Below are 15,896 nucleotides of genomic sequence, written 5' to 3'. Positions count from 1 at the left end.
ACTCCCCAGCCGAGCGCACCTCGGAGCGCCCAGGGTCCCGGGGTCCACGGGACCCTGGTCCCATTCCCTCACCTGCGGATATCCCTGACAATTGGCGCATGCCGACCGTCCGATGGCCCTGGATCGTGCCCGTGCTCTGCGCGGCCGCCGTCGTCGTCGGTGTCGTCCTGACCGCCGGCGTCGAGCACGCCGACACCGACTACCTCGTCCTGGACGCCATCGTCGGTCTCACCTACCCCCTGACCGGCGCGCTCATCGTCACCGCCCGCCCCCGCCACCCGGTCGGCTGGCTCTTCTGCCTCGGCGGCGCCGGGCTCGCGCTCCAGGCGCTGGCCGGTGGTTACGCCGCCTTCGGGGAGGCGCACGGCTGGCCCGGCACCCTCGTCGCGGGCTGGATCACGAACTGGGTGTTCCTGACCGGGTTCGGGTCGTTGCTGCTGCTTCCGCTCTACCTGCCCGACGGCCGCCTCCCGTCGAGGCGCTGGCGCCTCCCGGCCGGCCTCATGATCGCCGCGCTCGTGGGGCTGCACGCCGTGCTCATGCTGCGCGACCACATCTGGGTCTGGGGCAGCGAGCGCCCGAACCCCGTCGGCCTCGTCGCGACCGATCCCTACGTCAGCACCGCCTTCGCCGTCGTCGTGACGGTCCTGGGCATCGGCGGCGCGGCGGCGCTGGCCACCCGGCTGCGGCGGGACCTGCGGCGGCTGCTGCCCGTCTTCGCGGCCGTGGTGACCCTCGTGGCGGCGGTGATCGCCGACTCCCTGCTGGCCGCCGAGCCGCAGATCGGGGTGGCGCTGCTGGCCGTGGCGCTGCCGCTCGTCCCCGTCGCCACGGCCGTCTCGATCTTCCGCTACCGGCTGTTCGACATCGAGGTCCTGCTGCGCCGGACCGTCGTCTACACCCTTCTCACCGGCCTGCTGCTGGCTGTCTACCTCGGCGTCGTCGCCACCGCCCACGCGCTCGTGGCCTCGACCGAGACCCTCGTCGCCACCGCCGTGGTCGCGGTCGCGTTCGCGCCGCTGCGGGCCGCGCTGCAGAAGGCGGTGGGCCGGTGGTTGTTCGGCCACCGCGGCGACCCGGTCACCGCGCTCAACCAGTTGGGTGTACGCCTTGAGGCCGCCGCCGACCCCACCCGTCTCCTCGACGACGCGGCCGAAACGGTCGCCTCGACCCTGCGGTTGCCGTGGGTGGCGGTGGTGTCGGCCGACGGGGTGACCGTGTCCGAGACCGGCCGGAGGGTGGGCGGAGCCGTACAGCTCCCCCTGACGGCGAGCGGGCGCCACGAGGGCGAGTTGAGAGCGGCCCCGCGCTCGCCGGGGGAGCCGCTGTCCCGTGCCGACCTGGCCGTGCTCACCGACCTGGCCCGGCACCTGGCGGTCGCGCTGGCGGCGGCCCGGCTGGCGCGCGAGGTGCGCGAGTCACGCGCCGACCTGGTCAAGGCCCGCGAGGAGGAGCGCCGCCGCCTGCGCCGCGACCTGCACGACGGCCTCGGCCCCGGGCTGGCCGCGATCGGCATCGGCCTGTACCTCATCGAGGCGGCGACCCCCGGCGAGGAGGTCAGGAACGTGCGCGAGCTGACCCAGACGCTGGTCGCGGACGTCCGGAGGATCGTCCAGGGCCTGCGTCCACCGGCTCTGGACGAACTCGGACTGGCCGGCGCGCTGGAAGACCTGGCGTTGGACACGATCGGCCCCCAGGTCACCGTCACCGTGTGCGACCTGCCGGAACTCTCGGCGGCGGTGGAGGTGGCGGCCTACCGGATCGTCCAGGAGGCGCTGGCCAATTCCCTGAAGCACGCGCGGGCCGACCACATCGACATCAGCGCGACCGCCGAGGACGGACAATTGACGGTGACCGTCACCGACGACGGCTGCGGCCTGCCCGACCCCCTCGTCGAGGGAGTCGGCAGCGGCAGCATGCGCGAGCGGGCGGCCGAACTCGGCGGCACCCTGCGCCGGACCTCGACGAACGGCACGACAGTGAAGGCGGTGCTCCCGCTGTGAAAGTACTCCTCGCCGACGACCACCCCCTCCTCAGACACGGCCTGCGTGCCCTCCTGGAGCAGGTGGGCGGCGCAGAGGTCGTCGGGGAGGCCTCCGACGGCGAGGAGGCCGTCGAGCTCGCGCTGTCCCTGAACCCGGACGTCGTCGTCATGGACCTCGTGATGCCCGGCGTGGGCGGCCTGGAGGCCACGAGGCGCCTCGTCGACCAGCGCCCCGACCTGGGCGTATTGGTGCTGACCATGTCCGAGGACGACGCGTCGGTCTTCGCCGCGCTCCGCGCCGGCGCCCGGGGCTACGTGCTGAAGGGAACGGGCGGCGAGGACTTCCTCGCCGCCGTCAGCGCGGTCGCCAGGGGCGAGGCCGTCTACGGCCCCGCCGTGGCCAGGCGCATCCGTCGTTTCCTGACGACCGGCCCCGGCACCGGTCCCTTCCCCGAGCTGACCCAGCGGGAGCGCGAGATCCTCGACCTGCTGGCCAACGGCAAGACCAACGCCGAGATCGCCAGGGCGCTGTTCCTCAGCCTGAAGACCGTGAAGAACCACCTGACGAGCGTCTTCGCCAAGCTCCAGGTGGCCGACCGCGCCCAGGCGGTGGTCAGGGCCAGGCAGGCCGGACTCGGCACCTGATCACCCGATGGTGGCCGACCACCGTCCCCGCCTCAGGTGGATCGTCCCGTCGGGGGAGACCGCGGCCTCGGCGCCGTAGAGGGGCAGGGCTCCGTGCTGGAGCCAGTAATCGCGCACCCGGTCGAGTTCGTCCCACAGGCGCCGCGGCCCGCCCTGGTGGACCGTGGCCGGCTCGCCTCCGGCGGACTCGGCGCGGGCCCACGATCCGTCCTCGTGCACCATGAGGGCCGTCCGGACGCCGCCGTCCTCGGTGTGGACGTGTTCGATGTCCGGGACGCCGACCTCCAGCATGCTGCGGATCTCCCACGCGTCCATGAGGTTCAGGATCGGGAACCGGGCGGTCGTCACCTCATCGCCCTCGGCCACCCGGGCCGCCGCCACCCGCCCGGCCAGGCGGGGCGGGTAGTCGGTGCCGGTACGCGTGGTCATGAACATCGCCCAGTCGCGCTCGACCCGGCCGGCCGCGCCACCGTCGGGGGTCTTGACGCCGGTGACGATCAGGCTGGTGTTCGTGATCGTCGTGGCGAACCGGCCGCCGGTCGGCAGCGCCGCCAGCCACGCCGCCGGGATCGGCCGGACCGCGACGGTGGCCACGATCCGGTCGTACTCGCCGGGCAGCGGCGTCGTGGCGTCGCCGTTCACCATCTGGGGCCGGTGGCCCAGCTCGGCGAGGCGGGCCGTCGCCACGTCGACCAGACGGCGTTCGACGTCGATCGAGGTGACGCGGCCGTGGCCCAGCAGCCGGCAGAGCAGCGCGGTGCCGTATCCGCTGCCCGTGCCGACGTCGAGCACGCGGTCGCCCGCGCCGATGCGGGCGTGCCGGAACATGTTCAGCACCAGTCCCGGCAGCGTCGACGACGACGTGGGCCGGCCGCGCGCCGTCCGCCCCTCGGCGGCGTCGTCGGCGTGCAGTTCCCCGATCCGGGTGACCAGGGTCTGGTCGGCGTAGGCGTGCCGGAGCCAGGCGTCCTCGTCGGACGACCCTCGCACGGCGGCCCACCCTTCGGCGTCCGGCCGCCACCAGGCGGGCACCAGCAGGTGGCGCGGCGTCCGGCGACCGCCTCCCGCCACCGGGAGCCGGGATGGGTCACCTGGTCGGCGAGACGGCGTGCGTGCTCAGGCCAGTTCATGGGGGCGTCCCCTCGCTCGGCGGCGAAAGCGTTGATTTGGTGCAAAGCAGGCATTACCCCTAAATCGGGCGGGGCAGATCACTCGCGGAACACTTCTGAAACGGGGGAGAACCGACCGTGAGTCAGTCGAGTCAGTCGATGCACGAAGAGATCATCTCCAAGCTGGGCCCGCAGGGGATCCAGCAGATGGCGTCCCTGCTGGGGACCGACGCCGAGTCCGCCAAGCCGGCCATCCAGGCCTGTCTGGCCACCGTCATCTGCGGCATGGCCCGCAACTGCGGCGAGCCCAAGGGGGCCCAGTCGCTGCGTGCCGCCATGGACGACCACTCGGCCGCCGAGCCCTTCCGGGACATCGCCGCCCTGGCGAACGACCAGGACGGCCAGCGCATCCTGGCCCACGTCCTCGGGGTCCCCGGCAGCCGTCAGGCCGCCGAGGGCATCGCCCAGTTCATGGGCATGAACTCGGGCGCCATCATGAAGATGATGGCCATGGTCGCGCCGATGGCGATGGCCATGATGGCCCAGCGGATCGACGCCAACCACATGGACGCCACGGCGATGGCCCGTGAGCTCCGCCGCCAGGAGTCGGCGATGAGCACGAGCAGCTTCGGCGACATGCTCAGCGGTGTCCTCGGCAAGATCTTCGGTGGCGCTCAGGCGCAGGGTGGTGCCAAGCCGAAGAACAAGCCGCAGCGGGGCCAGCGCGTCTAACGCTCCGCCAGCACTATCACCTTGTCACCGGCCTCGAACACGAGCTCGGCCGACTTGGCAGGGTTGAGCACGACGCCGAAGTGGGGCGCCTCGCTGACGCGGGCCGCCCTCCGGTAGCCGATGGCCGTCTCGCCTCTGCGGCGGGCCGACTCGATCACCGTCGCGAACGTGACGGGACGGCCCTCGGTGACGTAGTCGCTCGCGGGTCTCGGGTAGATCTCCGAGCCGCGCGAGTCGAAGAGGTAGCCGAACACCTCCGACAGGTGCCGGTTCTCGGCCAGTTGCGCGAGCAGCAGGCCGATGACGGTGTCGCTGATGACGATGTCGTCGGCCTCGGTGACCTCGGCGAGTTCGCGGTTGTTCTCGTCGTGCATCTCGCTGACGATCGAGTATCGCTCGTGCATGACGGTCTGCATGTCGCGCAGTTGCAGCAGCGACATCAGCGTGCGCGTGTCGGCGTGGTGGGGCTCGAAGCGGTCGTCCGACAGGACGATGACGTGCTGGTAGAGGCCGACGCTGAGCGATTCGAGGGCGTAGCGGTCGGTGGTCTCGCACTCCTTCACGTTCAGCGTGAGGTTGCGCAGCCCGCCCAGGCCGGAGCCCGCGTCGGGATGTCCCGCCGCCACGTCGAGCACCGACCCCGGTGCGACATAGCCGTCGAGGTAACGCACGATCGTGCTCGCGCGGCCGTTCCACCCGAGCACCAGTGTGCGCTCGGGTTCCAGCCTGGTACGGCCCGCCTGCACGATCGCCGTCTCGTCGACGGCGGCCGGTCGCGCCGCGAGGTCGATCGTGGAGTCGTCCTGGGCGATGACGATGACGTCGTCGCCTTCGGCGATGACCGTCTCGGTGGACGGGTTGAGCTCGACGCCCGTCGCCCTCTTCAGGCCGATGAGCGTCGCGTTCTCGAACGCGCCGAGCGCCTGGCCGTAGGTCCTTCCCGTGAGCGAGGGCACCCTGCGCAGATAGATCTCGCCGTCGTCGAAGTTGAGCAGGTCCATGCAGACGACCGACATGCCCGACTGACGCGACGACTGCACGATGAGCCGCGCGGCCGTGTCGTCGGAGTCGACCAGGTGCACGCCCGGCCCGCCCGCCAGCCGCGCCGCCGCCATGTTGCCCGAGTCGGCGATGGCGGCCACGACCGGCGGATGGTCGCCCCGGCGCTTGGCCAGCGCGAGCAGGGTCTTGATGACGTGGGCGTCGGGATCGTCCCCCGAAGGCGACAACACGACGATCGACCGGGCCGCGCCGAGGTTCATCAGGTCGAGGTCGGCCGACTCGGTCGGACGGCCGGTCCGGCAGACGACGCGGACCCGTCCGGTGTCGGGGATGCGGGCGCGGAGGTCGTCCTCCATCGAGACCTTGTCCTTGTCGGCGAGGATCGCGATCACCGACTTCTGCTCCCGGGCCTTCACGAGCTCGGCGACGATCGTGAAGACCTGGTCGGACCAGCCCAGGACGACGGTGTGCTGCGACTCGATGATCCGCGACCGGCCCTTGCGCAGGTCTTCGACCTTGGTCTTGAGGCCGGCCGAGAGCAGGCCGACGAACAGCGAGACGAAGAACAGGCCGCCGAGCGAGGCGGTGAGCATGATGGCCAGATAGGGCGCGGTGCCCTGGTCGGAGGCGATCTTCCCGGGGCTGAGCGTGCGCATCAGCGAGGCCCAGAGCGCGCCCGGCACCCCGTTCTCGATCTCGCCCGGCGTCAGCCAGACGGCCAGCATCGCCGCCCCGACGACCAGGGCGGCGCAGAACGCGGCCAGCCAGCCGATCAGCGCCCCGGTCCCCCGCGACATGGTGTTGTCGAACCAGTACCGCGCCCTCTCGCGCACACTCGCCTTCGCCACGTGGCCTCCCCGCCGCCGATCAACCCGGACAAGGTACTCCTCATGACCATCAGCCCGCATATCGGTTGACAAACGATGAAAAGGACTTCGGGACTAAGGTGGGCTGACGTGACCGAGCTCATTCTCGCCTCCGCCTCCCCGGCCCGCCTCGGCGTTCTGCGCGCCGCCGGGCTGGAGCCCAAAGTCGTCGTCAGCGGCGTCGACGAGTCGGCGATCACCGCTCCGACCCCGTCCGACCTCGCCTTGGTACTGGCGAAAGCCAAGGCCAGAGCGGTCGCCGAGACGATTTCGGGCCCGGCGCTGGTGATCGGCTGCGACTCCGTGCTGGAGCTCGACGGGGTGGCCTACGGGAAACCCGCGTCGACCGGCGAGGCTACGGAACGGTGGCTCTCCATGCGAGGACGAACCGGACGCCTGCTGACCGGCCACAGCGTGATCGACCTGCCCTCGGGCCGCGAGGCCGCCGAGACGTGCGCGACGACCGTGCGCTTCGGCACCCCGTCGGAGGCCGAGATCACGGCCTACGTGGCGAGCGGCGAGCCGCTGCGGGTCGCGGGCGCCTTCACCCTCGACGGGCTCGGAGGCTGGTTCGTCGAGGGGATCGAGGGAGACCACGGCAACGTGCTGGGCATCTCGCTTCCTCTCGTGCGCCGCCTGCTGGCCGAACTGGGCGTCGAGGTCACCTCGTTGTGGACGCGCGGGTAGCGCGGCCGTCAGGCGGCATGGGCCTCGAACCAGACCGAACCCAGGTCGTGCCCGGCCGTGAGACGCACGTCCGCGTCGAGCGCCGCCGCGAGAAGCCGTAGCAGCGCCACCGTCGGGGTGGTACCGCCCTCTTCGATGCATTCGATCTCGTCGGCCGCGATGCCGGCCCGTTCGGCCAGTTCCGGCACTGACAGGCCGAGTTCGGTGCGGCGGTCGTAGAGGGCCTTGCCGAAGGCCAGGGCCTCTCTGATGGCGATCCGCTCAGGGTCCTCGGGCTGCTCCTTGGGACGGACCCAGCGGGTGTGGAAGCCGGTCATCACACCTGCCTCTCGAAGATCTCGACGGCGCGGCCGTGAGCGCCGTGAGCCAGGCCCGGACTTCGGCTTCGATCTCGAACCCGTACACGGACCGCGACTTTACTCAACGTAGTGGATCGATTGCGAATCGGTGTCGGCGCAACCGTACAAGTCGGTAGATCGCGGTCGGAGCGCGGATTCGCTAGCCTCGCCATCATGGTCGGTGGTGGGCCGGTGCGCAGGCAGGCCGGTGGGTTCTTCGATGGGGTCGGTTTCTATCTGCGGGGGATCGGGTGGATGGCCCGGCATCCCCGCTGGTGGTTGTTCGGGTTGATCCCGGCGTTGATCGCGTTCGCGGTCTTCGCGGGGCTGCTCGTGCTGCTGGCCGTCAACGCCGGCGACGTTGCCGCCTGGATGACGCCGTTCGCCGACGACTGGGGATGGCGGGACCTCTTCCGCACCCTCGTCGGGGTCCTGCTGGTCATCGTCGGGGCCGTGTTGTCGATCGTGTTGTTCACGGCCGCCTCGCTGGCGATCGGCGAGCCGTTCTACGAGAAGATCTCCGAGCAGGTGGAGGAGAGCCTCGGCGGGCCCGTCCACCACGACGACACCCCGCTCGTGCTCGGGATCCTGCGGTCGATCAAAGACAGCCTGGTCACCCTGTGCTACGTCCTGATGTTCACGATCCCGCTGTTCGTGCTGGGGTTCGTGCCGGTCGTCGGGCAGACCGTCGTGCCGGTGATCGGCGCGCTCGTGTCCGGATATTTCCTGACCGTCGAGCTCACCGCGCTCGCCATGGAGCGCCGCGGGGTGCGCCGCAAACACCGGTTCGCCGTGCTGAAGGCGAACCGGGGCATGTCACTCGGGTTCGGGACCGGCGTCTTCGTCACGTTCCTCGTCCCGTTCCTCGCCATCGCCGCGATGCCGTGCGCGGTCGCGGGGGCGGCGATGATGGTGCGCGACCGGATGCTAGTTCAGGGGCCGGGGCAGCCGGCCTTCCAGCCGCCGCCGCGCCGCCTGTAGTTCCGCGATCCCCTCGTCGATCAGGCCGATCCACCTGCGGATCGCCTCGGGAGTGGGCTCGCCGTCGAGCTGGCCCATCAGGTCGCGGACGGCCGTCAGACGGGGCTCCGGCGCGCGGCCCAGGTTGGCCATCAGACCGGCGGTGGCGATCTGGCGGTTGGCGTGGTGGCGGGTGAAGCCCCAGCGCTGCCGGCAGTAGTCCTCGAAGCCCGCGTGGCCGGCCCGGTAAAGCTTCAGGTCGCGGATGCGGGTGAGGGCCTGGCCGACCCGTCCGAGCCCGCCGACCCCGGCCGCCTCGATCTCGGCCTCGGCCTCGGCCAGGGCGGCCCGTTCGGCCGGGGAGAGCGACGGCCTGGCCACCACGCCCCCGGCGAGCCGTTTGAGCACCTGCCCGTGGCACGGCCCGGGGACGCACCAGCACCCGAGGGCCTTGCCGCGCAGCTCGGGGACGCGGGCCAGCAGTTCGGGCCGCTCGGTCAGGTAGGACTCGAAGCGCCGCAACTGCTCGCCGCGCAGCACGTCGTCCTTCTCGTGGGGGTTGGCCCACTCGCTGCGGGTGTCGATGCGGACGTACAGGCCGGCGGTTCTCGCCCACGCGATCAGGTTCGGATGCCCGCGCCGGCGGTTCATGCTGACGATGACCGTCTCCCCGGCCAGCAGGCTCTCCAGCCGGGCCCGCTCGTGGCCGGACCATCCGTCGGTGACCGGAACATCTCGCATGCCCGTCAACGCTGCTCCCCTCGACGCACAACCGTCCCATGCCGCGCGGTTCGTTTTGCGGTTTCCAGAGCTATGCCCACAGCGAACACGGTTTTCCACAGCCGGAACCATGTCCGTTTCCCGTCTCCGGCACACCGGCACGATCGGCCCCATGCCCATCGCCCACCGGCTCCGCCTGTCGTCCCCGGCCGACATCCTGGCGGCCATCCCCTACCTGCTCGGCTTTCACCCCGCCGACAGTCTCGTCGTCATCGGCCTCGAACACACCGCCGTCCGCGTCGCGACCCGCTGGGACCTGCCGCTGCTCCCCGGCGCGCTCGACGACCTGCGGCCGTTGCTCGCCCGGGAGAAGGCCGACGCGACCGTGCTCGCCGCCTACGGCGAGGCGGCCCTGACCGCGCCCGCACTCGACGACGCCGTGCGCTTCCTGGCGGCGGCCGGCGTCGCCGTCCACGACGCGTTACGCACCCATGAGGGCCGCTACTGGTCCCATCTGCGCCCGTGCCCGCCCGAGGGCGTCCACTACGACGCCGCGGCCCATCCCGTCGCGGCCGAGGCGGTGGTGCGCGGCATGGTCGCCCTGCCCGACCGGGCCGCGCTGGAGCGCACGGTCGCGCCCGTGACCGGCGCCGCCCGCACGGCGATGGACCGCGCGACCGAGCAGGCCGAACACGAGGTGTGGGGCTGGGTGGAGAAGGCCGATCCGGCCGCCTACCTGGCCGACGGCATCGCCCGGGTGCGGTCGGCCGTCGAGTGTTACGAACGCGGCGGCCGGTTGTCCGACGACGACGCCGCGCGGCTCGGCCTGGCGTTGTGGCTGGTCCGGGTCCGCGACGAGGCCTGGACTCTCATCGACGACCGGCCCGCCCACCTGACGTTGTGGCGTGACCTGACCCGCCGGTTGTCACCCGGCCTGGTCACCCCTTCGGCGGCGCTGCTGGCGGCCGCGGCCTGGCGGACGGGCGACTGCGCCCTGGCCTCGATGGCGCTCGACCGGGCGCTGGCGGCGGAGCCGCGCTACACGATGGCGCTCATCCTCACCGAGGCCATCGCCCGCCTGCTGACCCCCGACGACGTCGGCGAACGCATGCCGACACCCGAACAACTCGACCGTGAGATGGGACCGCCGCTGATGAGCTGGTTCACTCCGCTCCTGCGCAGGATCGCCGAGCCGCCCGCGTGAACGGTGGCGGCGCGGCTCAGACCCCGTCGGCCTGGCGGCGGCGTTCGTTGTACGCCCTCATCCGGGCCGGATAGCCGGTGAGCTGCACGTCGTAGACGGGCAGCCGCAGATCGCGGGCGACCTTCCGGATGACGGCGGGGGAGCCCACGCGGCGGCGTGTCCATTCGCCGTCGTGGGCGACCGCGACGGCGGTGGTGTCGGTGGCGAAGGTTTCCGGTTCGACGTAGAACTCCACGCCGATGCGGGACTTGGCGAACTCGATCAGCGACTCGATGTCCTGATCGGTGGCCTCCCGGTCGAAACGCTGCACTTTCGGACCTCGGTTACGCCGTAGTCCGTAGCGGTCACGCCATCTCATACCCCTTGTATACCGTCCGATCGGGCGGCGCGCGCCCCTCTGGCGGATCTCCGGGGCGCGTCGGGGTCATCCCCGATACTTCGGCGTGACGGTCTCGGCCACGATGGGAAGAGGCAGACTCGAAAAGACACGTTTCATCGGAGAAAGGCAGGGTTTCATGGCGACGTCGTTCTCACCCGCGGCGACGGGGCGCGGACCTGTGCCACCCGCCCACCTCCGCGTCAGCGACGCCGACCGTGAGCAGGTGGTCGAACACGTCAAGCTGGCCTTCGCCGAGGGGCGCCTCGACAAGGACGAGATGGACCTGCGGCTCGACCACGCCATGACCGCGCAGACCCACGCCGACCTGGTGCCCGTCATGGCCGACCTCTACAACCGCGCGCCCACCCTCACGGCCTACCCGAAGCCCCACGACGAACCGGCCCACGCCGCCGACGCGGCCGACCGGGTGGTGGGCGCCGCCGCCCATCTCATCACCCTGACCGGCCTTTTCGTCGTCGGCCCGCTCATCATGCTGCTGACCGCCGGCCGCACCTCGCCCTACGTCAGGCGGCACGCCATGGAGGCGCTCAACTTCCACCTGACGGTCTTCGGCGCCACGATCCTGCTGCCGTTCACGATCGTCGGCGTCGTCCTGGTGCCGATCTTCTGGGTGCTCGGCCTCGTGTTGTCGATCGTCGGCGGCGTCTCGGCCCTGGCCGACGGCGAGTTCCGCTACCCGCTGACGGTCCGGCTCATCAAGTAAGAGTCTCCGTTCCGTTACGGCTCTCGCCCACCCGGCACCCCTCGCCGCCTCCGCCCCGCGCCGCCCGAGACGCCGACCGGCCGCGCCCGCGTCGCGCCGCGACGGGCAAGTCCCGCCAGAACGCGCACGGCCTCCCGGCGACGGGTCACGAGCCGCAGGGCCGCGCTCGCGGGACCCTCGGCGCGTCAGGCCGGGGGCAGCAGCGCGCGGACCGCTGACACCGTGTCGGCGTCCTCGGCGCGCTTGTCGGGCCGGTAGCGCAGCACCCGGGCGAACCGCAGCGCCATGCCGCCCTCGTAACGCGTCGACCGCTGCACTCCGTCGAAGGCGATCTCGACGACCTGTTCCGGCTTCAGGGGAACCGTCCACTCCGTGGTGGGCCCGTCGGCGAGTTCGAGGAAACGTTCGGTCTGCCACGCGAGCAGTTCGTCGGTCAGGCCCTTGAAGGTCTTGCCGAGCATCACGAACCCGCCCGTGTCGGGGTCGTAGGCGCCCAGGTGCAGGTTCGACAACCTCCCCTCGCGCCGCCCGTGACCCCATTCGGCCGCCAGCACGACCAGGTCGAGGGTGTGCCGGGGCTTGACCTTGATCCAACCGGCGCCGCGCCGCCCGGCCGCGTACACCGTCGCGGGGGACTTGACCACCACGCCCTCGTGGCCTCTGCGGACCGCCTCGGCGAAGAACTCCTCGCCCTCCTCGGCGTCGGCGGTGACCAGCCGGGGCGTGATGAGCGACGGCGGGACGGCGGCGGTGAGGGCCGCGTGGCGGTCGGTGTCGGGCAGGTCGAGCAGGTCGGCGCCGTCGACGCGCAGGGCGTCGAAGAAGAAGACGCTCAGGGGCACCTCGCGCGGCCCGACCTTGGTCGCCACCCGGCTGGAGGTCACCTGGAAGGGCAGCGGGGTGGCGTCGTCGCGCAGGGCGAGGACCTCGCCGTCGAGCACGATGTCGGTCGCCGTGAGGCCGCGGACCGCCTCGACCAGTTCGGGGACCTGCTCGGTGATGTCGTCGAGGGTGCGGGTGAACACGCGCACCTCGTCGCCCGACCGGTGGGCCTGGACGCGGATGCCGTCGAGCTTCCACTCGATCGCCGCCGGGCCGCCGATCTTCTCCAGGGCCGCGGTCACGGTGGGCGCGCTCTGGGCCAGCATCGGGGCGACCGGGCGGCCGACCTCCAGGTGGAAGTCGCGCAGCGCCGTCACCCCGCCGGCCAGCGCGGCCGCCCCCACGGCGGGCAACCAGCCGCGGAGCATCAGCGCGCGGCGCACCTCGGCCGACGGGACGTCGGCGGCCTTGGCGATGGCCTCGATCATGACCCCGTCGAGCGCGCCCTGGCGGAGCTCGCCCGTCAGCAGGCGGCTCAGGAAGGTCTGCTCCTGGCGGGTCGCGGCGCCGAACAACTCGGCGACCAGGGCGCGGCGGGCGGCCTGCGAACCGGCGCCCGACTGGGCCTTGATGCGTTCGAGGAAGGCGTCGATCTGGGTGAGGGTGGCGGTCGCGGCCAGGCGCGGTTCCGGGAGGTCCTGGAGGGAGCGCCAGCCGACGCCGATCTGCCGCTGGGGGAGCTCGCCCGACAGGTAGGCGATGGCGATCTCGGCCTCCTCCGGGCCCACCCGGGCGAGCAGTTCGGCCAGGTGGCGGATCTTCGCCAGCCGGGCCGAGTCGGCCGCGACGGCGGCGGAGGTCCTGGCAAGATCGATCAGCAACACACCGTAATCCTGCCGTACCGGCCCTTCCAATGCCACGGCCCGGCGCCCTCTCGGGGACCGGGCCGTGACGAACGGGCGAACGTCAGCTCACGCCGAGCAGGTCGACGACGAAGATCAGGGTCTCTCCGGGCTTGATGGCCCGTCCGGCGCCCCGGTTGCCGTAGCCCAGGTGCGGCGGGATGGTGAGGCGGCGGCGTCCGCCGACCTTCATGCCGGCCACGCCCTGGTCCCAGCCGGCGATGACCCGGCCGCCGCCGAGGGGGAACTGGAAGGTGTCGCCGCGGTTCCACGAGGCGTCGAACTCCTCGCCGGTGGAGAACGCGACGCCGACGTAGTGCACGCTCACGGTGTGCCCCGGCTTGGCCTCAGGACCGTCGCCGACCACCAGGTCGACGATCTCCAGGTCGGCGGGCGCCTGGCCCTCCGGAAAGTCGATCTCGGGCTTCTCGAGTGCCACGTGGGTCTCCTTGGTTCATGGCGCGCCGTTCGGTTCGCCCGGACACGCCGGCCGGAGTGACGCGCCGCCCCCGACCGGCCGCCGACCGCTCTGCGGGCCGGACCGCACGACTCTACCGGCACCTCCGAGCACCCCGCCGGGCGTGTCGCCCGTCCGGGTCACCGGCGTTTGGCGCCCGCGTCCGCCTCCCGGTCCGCGCCCCTCTCCGCACCGGCGTCCTCGGCGCGGCGCTGGGCCGGGATCTCGTGCTCGGCCGTCGTGCCGTCGGTGGTCGCGGGCGGCACCGGGCCGGCGCTCGGCGGGCGCTCGACGACGACCGTGTCGGCCGGCGCGAGACCGCCCTGGAGGATGGTCTGCGCCCGCTCCCAGACGCCGGAGGTCACCAGGACGTCGTAGCGTCCGGCCACGATCGAGTTGCGGGAGGTGAAGTCGCGGACGCCGCCCTGGAACATGTGACTGGTGAAGCCGAACGCCGCCCCGGCGATCGCGCCCCACAGGATCGACCACAGGACCAGCGCGACGAACGAGGTGGACGTGGTGGTGAACAGGCCCAGGAAGAGGCCGACGACGAGGCCGAAGACCCCGCCGCTGACGGCCCCGGTTAAGGCCGCGCGGCCGTTGGTGAGACGGCCGGTGACCTTCTCCTCCATGCGGAGGTCGGTGCCGACGATGGCGAGTTCCTGGACCGGGAAGCCGGCGTCCGAGAGCGTGTCGACGGTCTTCTGCGCGGCGGTGTAGCGGTCGTAGCTGACGAGCAGGCGCCGGTCCGCCAGAGGCATGGCCGGGCCGTGCGTGGGCGTTTCGTACATCAGGGCCTTCTCCTCAGAGTTCGTGGTGGAAGACCCGCCCTCTACCCGCACGGCCCGGCCAATCACACGAACGGGGTCACCAGCTCTGGTGGAGCGGCATGCCCTCGCTGTATCCCGACGCGCTCTGCACGCCGACGACCGCCCTCTCGTGGAACTCCTGGAGGGTGGTCGCGCCGGCGTACGTACAAGAAGAGCGCAGGCCGGCCACGATCGCGTCGATCTGGTCCTCCACTCCCGGGCGGGCCGGGTCGAGGTACATGCGCGAGGTGGAGATGCCTTCTTCGAACAGCGCCTTGCGGGCCCGGTCGAACGGGGTGTCCTCGGCGGTGCGCAGCTTGACGGCGCGGGCCGAGGCCATGCCGAAGTTCTCCTTGTAGCGGCGGCCGTCGGCGGCGGTGCGGGTGTCGCCGGGCGACTCGAAGGTCCCGGCGAACCAGGAGCCGATCATCACGTTCGACGCCCCGGCGGCCAGCGCGAGCGCGACGTCGCGCGGGTGCCGCACGCCGCCGTCGGCCCACACGTGGCGGCCCAGGCGGCGGGCCTCGCGGGAACATTCGAGCACGGCCGAGAACTGCGGGCGGCCGACGCCGGTCATCATGCGCGTGGTGCACATCGCGCCCGGCCCGACGCCGACCTTGACGATGTCGGCCCCGGCCTCGACCAAATCCCTGACGCCCTCGGCCGTGACGACGTTCCCGGCGGCCACCGGCACCCCGGGATCGAGGTCGCGCACAGCCTTCAACGCGGCGAGCATCTTCTCCTGGTGGCCGTGGGCGGTGTCGACGACGAGCACGTCGGCCCCCGCCTCGACCAGTTCCTTGGCCTTGGCGGCGACGTCGCCGTTGATGCCGACCGCCGCCGCGATCCGCAACCGGCCCGAGCCGTCGACGGCGGGCTGGTAGAGGGTGGCGCGCAGCGCGTTCGTACGGGTGAGGACGCCGACGAGGCGGCCCTGCTCGTCGACGACCGGGGCGAGCTTGTGCCGCCGGTCGTGCAGCAGGTCGAAGGCCGTCTGCGGGTCGATGCCCTCGGGCAGGACCTGCGGTGAGGGCGTCATCACCTCGCCGAGCTGGGTGAACATGTCGACGCCCTGGCAGTCGGCCTCGGTCGTGACCCCGACGGGCCGGTTGTCGAGGTCGACCACGATGACCGCGCCGTGGGCCCGCTTGGGCAGCAGGGTCAGCGCCTCGCCGACGGTGTCGTGGGCGGTGAGGGTGATGGGGGTGTCGTGGACGAGGTCCCGGCTCTTCACCCAGGAGATCACGTCGGAGACGACGTCGATGGGGATGTCCTGCGGGATGACGGTGATGCCGCCGCGCCGGGCGACCGTCTCGGCCATGCGGCGGCCCGCGACGGCGGTCATGTTGGCGACGACGATCGGGATGGTGGTGCCGGTGCCGTCAGGTGAGGACAGGTCGACGGCGAGTCGCGACCCGATGTCCGACCTCGATGGGACCATGAAGACGTCGCTGTAGGTGAGGTCGTACGGCGGGGTCATGTCGTTGAGGAATCGCACGTCTGTCCAGACTACTTGGGTTCCGTAGGATTGCGGCTGATCACCATTCGTCGAGGGG

16 protein-coding genes are annotated in these 15,896 nt (G+C 71.8%); 7 read left to right on the top strand and 9 right to left on the bottom strand.

Annotation, left to right across the window (positions count from 1 at the left end; all coding sequences use genetic code 11):
* Window positions 1-98: 98 nt before the first annotated feature.
* Window positions 99-2,003 (top strand): sensor histidine kinase, encoded by a 1,905-nt coding sequence (locus AW273_RS15960; RefSeq protein WP_062349099.1) that lies wholly within the window; start codon window positions 99-101, stop codon window positions 2,001-2,003.
* Complete coding sequence (locus tag AW273_RS15955; protein WP_062349098.1) at window positions 2,000-2,629, top strand: response regulator; 630 nt, start codon at window positions 2,000-2,002, stop codon at window positions 2,627-2,629. Before AW273_RS15960 ends, AW273_RS15955 begins: the two co-directional genes overlap by 4 nt.
* On the opposite strand, the gene AW273_RS15950 is transcribed toward AW273_RS15955, so the two are convergent.
* Window positions 2,630-3,700: a methyltransferase domain-containing protein gene (locus AW273_RS15950; RefSeq protein WP_198168167.1), complete on the bottom strand. Its 1,071-nt coding sequence runs from the start codon at window positions 3,698-3,700 to the stop codon at window positions 2,630-2,632.
* A 176-nt stretch (window positions 3,701-3,876) separates the two neighbouring features.
* On the opposite strand from AW273_RS15950, the gene AW273_RS15945 reads away from it, so the two are divergent.
* Window positions 3,877-4,470, top strand: a complete 594-nt coding sequence (locus tag AW273_RS15945; protein WP_157555838.1) for a DUF937 domain-containing protein — start codon at window positions 3,877-3,879, stop codon at window positions 4,468-4,470.
* On the opposite strand, the gene AW273_RS15940 is transcribed toward AW273_RS15945, so the two are convergent.
* Window positions 4,467-6,320, bottom strand: coding sequence for a CASTOR/POLLUX-related putative ion channel (locus AW273_RS15940; RefSeq protein WP_062349096.1), 1,854 nt, complete (start codon window positions 6,318-6,320; stop codon window positions 4,467-4,469). The genes AW273_RS15945 and AW273_RS15940 overlap by 4 nt on opposite strands.
* A 108-nt stretch (window positions 6,321-6,428) precedes the next feature.
* On the opposite strand from AW273_RS15940, the gene AW273_RS15935 reads away from it, so the two are divergent.
* Window positions 6,429-7,025, top strand: coding sequence for a Maf family protein (locus AW273_RS15935; RefSeq protein WP_232327446.1), 597 nt, complete (start codon window positions 6,429-6,431; stop codon window positions 7,023-7,025).
* Between the two features lie 8 nt (window positions 7,026-7,033).
* On the opposite strand, the gene AW273_RS15930 is transcribed toward AW273_RS15935, so the two are convergent.
* On the bottom strand, window positions 7,034-7,342 hold the full coding sequence (locus AW273_RS15930; RefSeq protein WP_062349094.1) for a helix-turn-helix domain-containing protein: 309 nt from the start codon (window positions 7,340-7,342) through the stop codon (window positions 7,034-7,036).
* A gap of 195 nt (window positions 7,343-7,537) precedes the next feature.
* Here AW273_RS15930 and AW273_RS15925 point away from each other — a divergent pair, with 195 nt between their 5' ends.
* Window positions 7,538-8,344, top strand: a complete 807-nt coding sequence (locus tag AW273_RS15925; RefSeq protein WP_062349093.1) for an EI24 domain-containing protein — start codon at window positions 7,538-7,540, stop codon at window positions 8,342-8,344.
* On the opposite strand, the gene AW273_RS15920 is transcribed toward AW273_RS15925, so the two are convergent.
* Entirely contained in the window at window positions 8,291-9,064 is a 774-nt protein-coding gene (locus AW273_RS15920; RefSeq protein ID WP_062349092.1) for a DUF4326 domain-containing protein, read from the bottom strand. The genes AW273_RS15925 and AW273_RS15920 overlap by 54 nt on opposite strands.
* A 109-nt stretch (window positions 9,065-9,173) precedes the next feature.
* Between AW273_RS15920 and AW273_RS15915 the strand changes: the two genes are divergently transcribed.
* The gene (locus AW273_RS15915) at window positions 9,174-10,247 is read left to right on the top strand and encodes a DUF4192 domain-containing protein (RefSeq protein ID WP_232327444.1); all 1,074 of its coding nucleotides are present in this window, start codon (window positions 9,174-9,176) and stop codon (window positions 10,245-10,247) included.
* A 16-nt stretch (window positions 10,248-10,263) separates the two neighbouring features.
* Here the strand turns inward: AW273_RS15915 and AW273_RS15910 are convergent, their stop codons facing one another.
* Window positions 10,264-10,605: a hypothetical protein gene (locus AW273_RS15910; RefSeq protein WP_030454706.1), complete on the bottom strand. Its 342-nt coding sequence runs from the start codon at window positions 10,603-10,605 to the stop codon at window positions 10,264-10,266.
* Between the two features lie 157 nt (window positions 10,606-10,762).
* On the opposite strand from AW273_RS15910, the gene AW273_RS15905 reads away from it, so the two are divergent.
* Window positions 10,763-11,350, top strand: a complete 588-nt coding sequence (locus AW273_RS15905) for a DUF1707 and DUF4870 domain-containing protein (protein WP_062349091.1) — start codon at window positions 10,763-10,765, stop codon at window positions 11,348-11,350.
* 185 nt (window positions 11,351-11,535) lie between these two features.
* Here AW273_RS15905 and AW273_RS15900 read toward each other — a convergent pair whose 3' ends face one another.
* From AW273_RS15900 to AW273_RS15885, 4 genes are all read right to left on the bottom strand, one after another.
* Window positions 11,536-13,056, bottom strand: a complete 1,521-nt coding sequence (locus AW273_RS15900; RefSeq protein ID WP_062349090.1) for an ATP-dependent DNA ligase — start codon at window positions 13,054-13,056, stop codon at window positions 11,536-11,538.
* A gap of 82 nt (window positions 13,057-13,138) precedes the next feature.
* The gene (locus AW273_RS15895; protein WP_030454703.1) at window positions 13,139-13,513 is read right to left on the bottom strand and encodes an FKBP-type peptidyl-prolyl cis-trans isomerase; all 375 of its coding nucleotides are present in this window, start codon (window positions 13,511-13,513) and stop codon (window positions 13,139-13,141) included.
* 158 nt (window positions 13,514-13,671) lie between these two features.
* Window positions 13,672-14,322 carry a YflT domain-containing protein gene (locus tag AW273_RS15890; RefSeq protein WP_063909975.1) on the bottom strand — a complete coding sequence of 217 codons (651 nt, stop codon included), beginning with the start codon at window positions 14,320-14,322 and terminating at the stop codon, window positions 13,672-13,674.
* 76 nt (window positions 14,323-14,398) lie between these two features.
* Complete coding sequence (locus tag AW273_RS15885; protein WP_062349089.1) at window positions 14,399-15,838, bottom strand: GuaB1 family IMP dehydrogenase-related protein; 1,440 nt, start codon at window positions 15,836-15,838, stop codon at window positions 14,399-14,401.
* Window positions 15,839-15,896 lie beyond the last annotated feature (58 nt).

Origin of the sequence: Herbidospora yilanensis (assembly GCF_001570565.1) — a bacterium.
GTDB lineage: Bacteria > Actinomycetota > Actinomycetes > Streptosporangiales > Streptosporangiaceae > Herbidospora > Herbidospora yilanensis.
The sequence above is the reverse complement of the archived record's forward strand: the minus strand, read 5'-3'. Positions and strand labels throughout refer to the sequence as shown.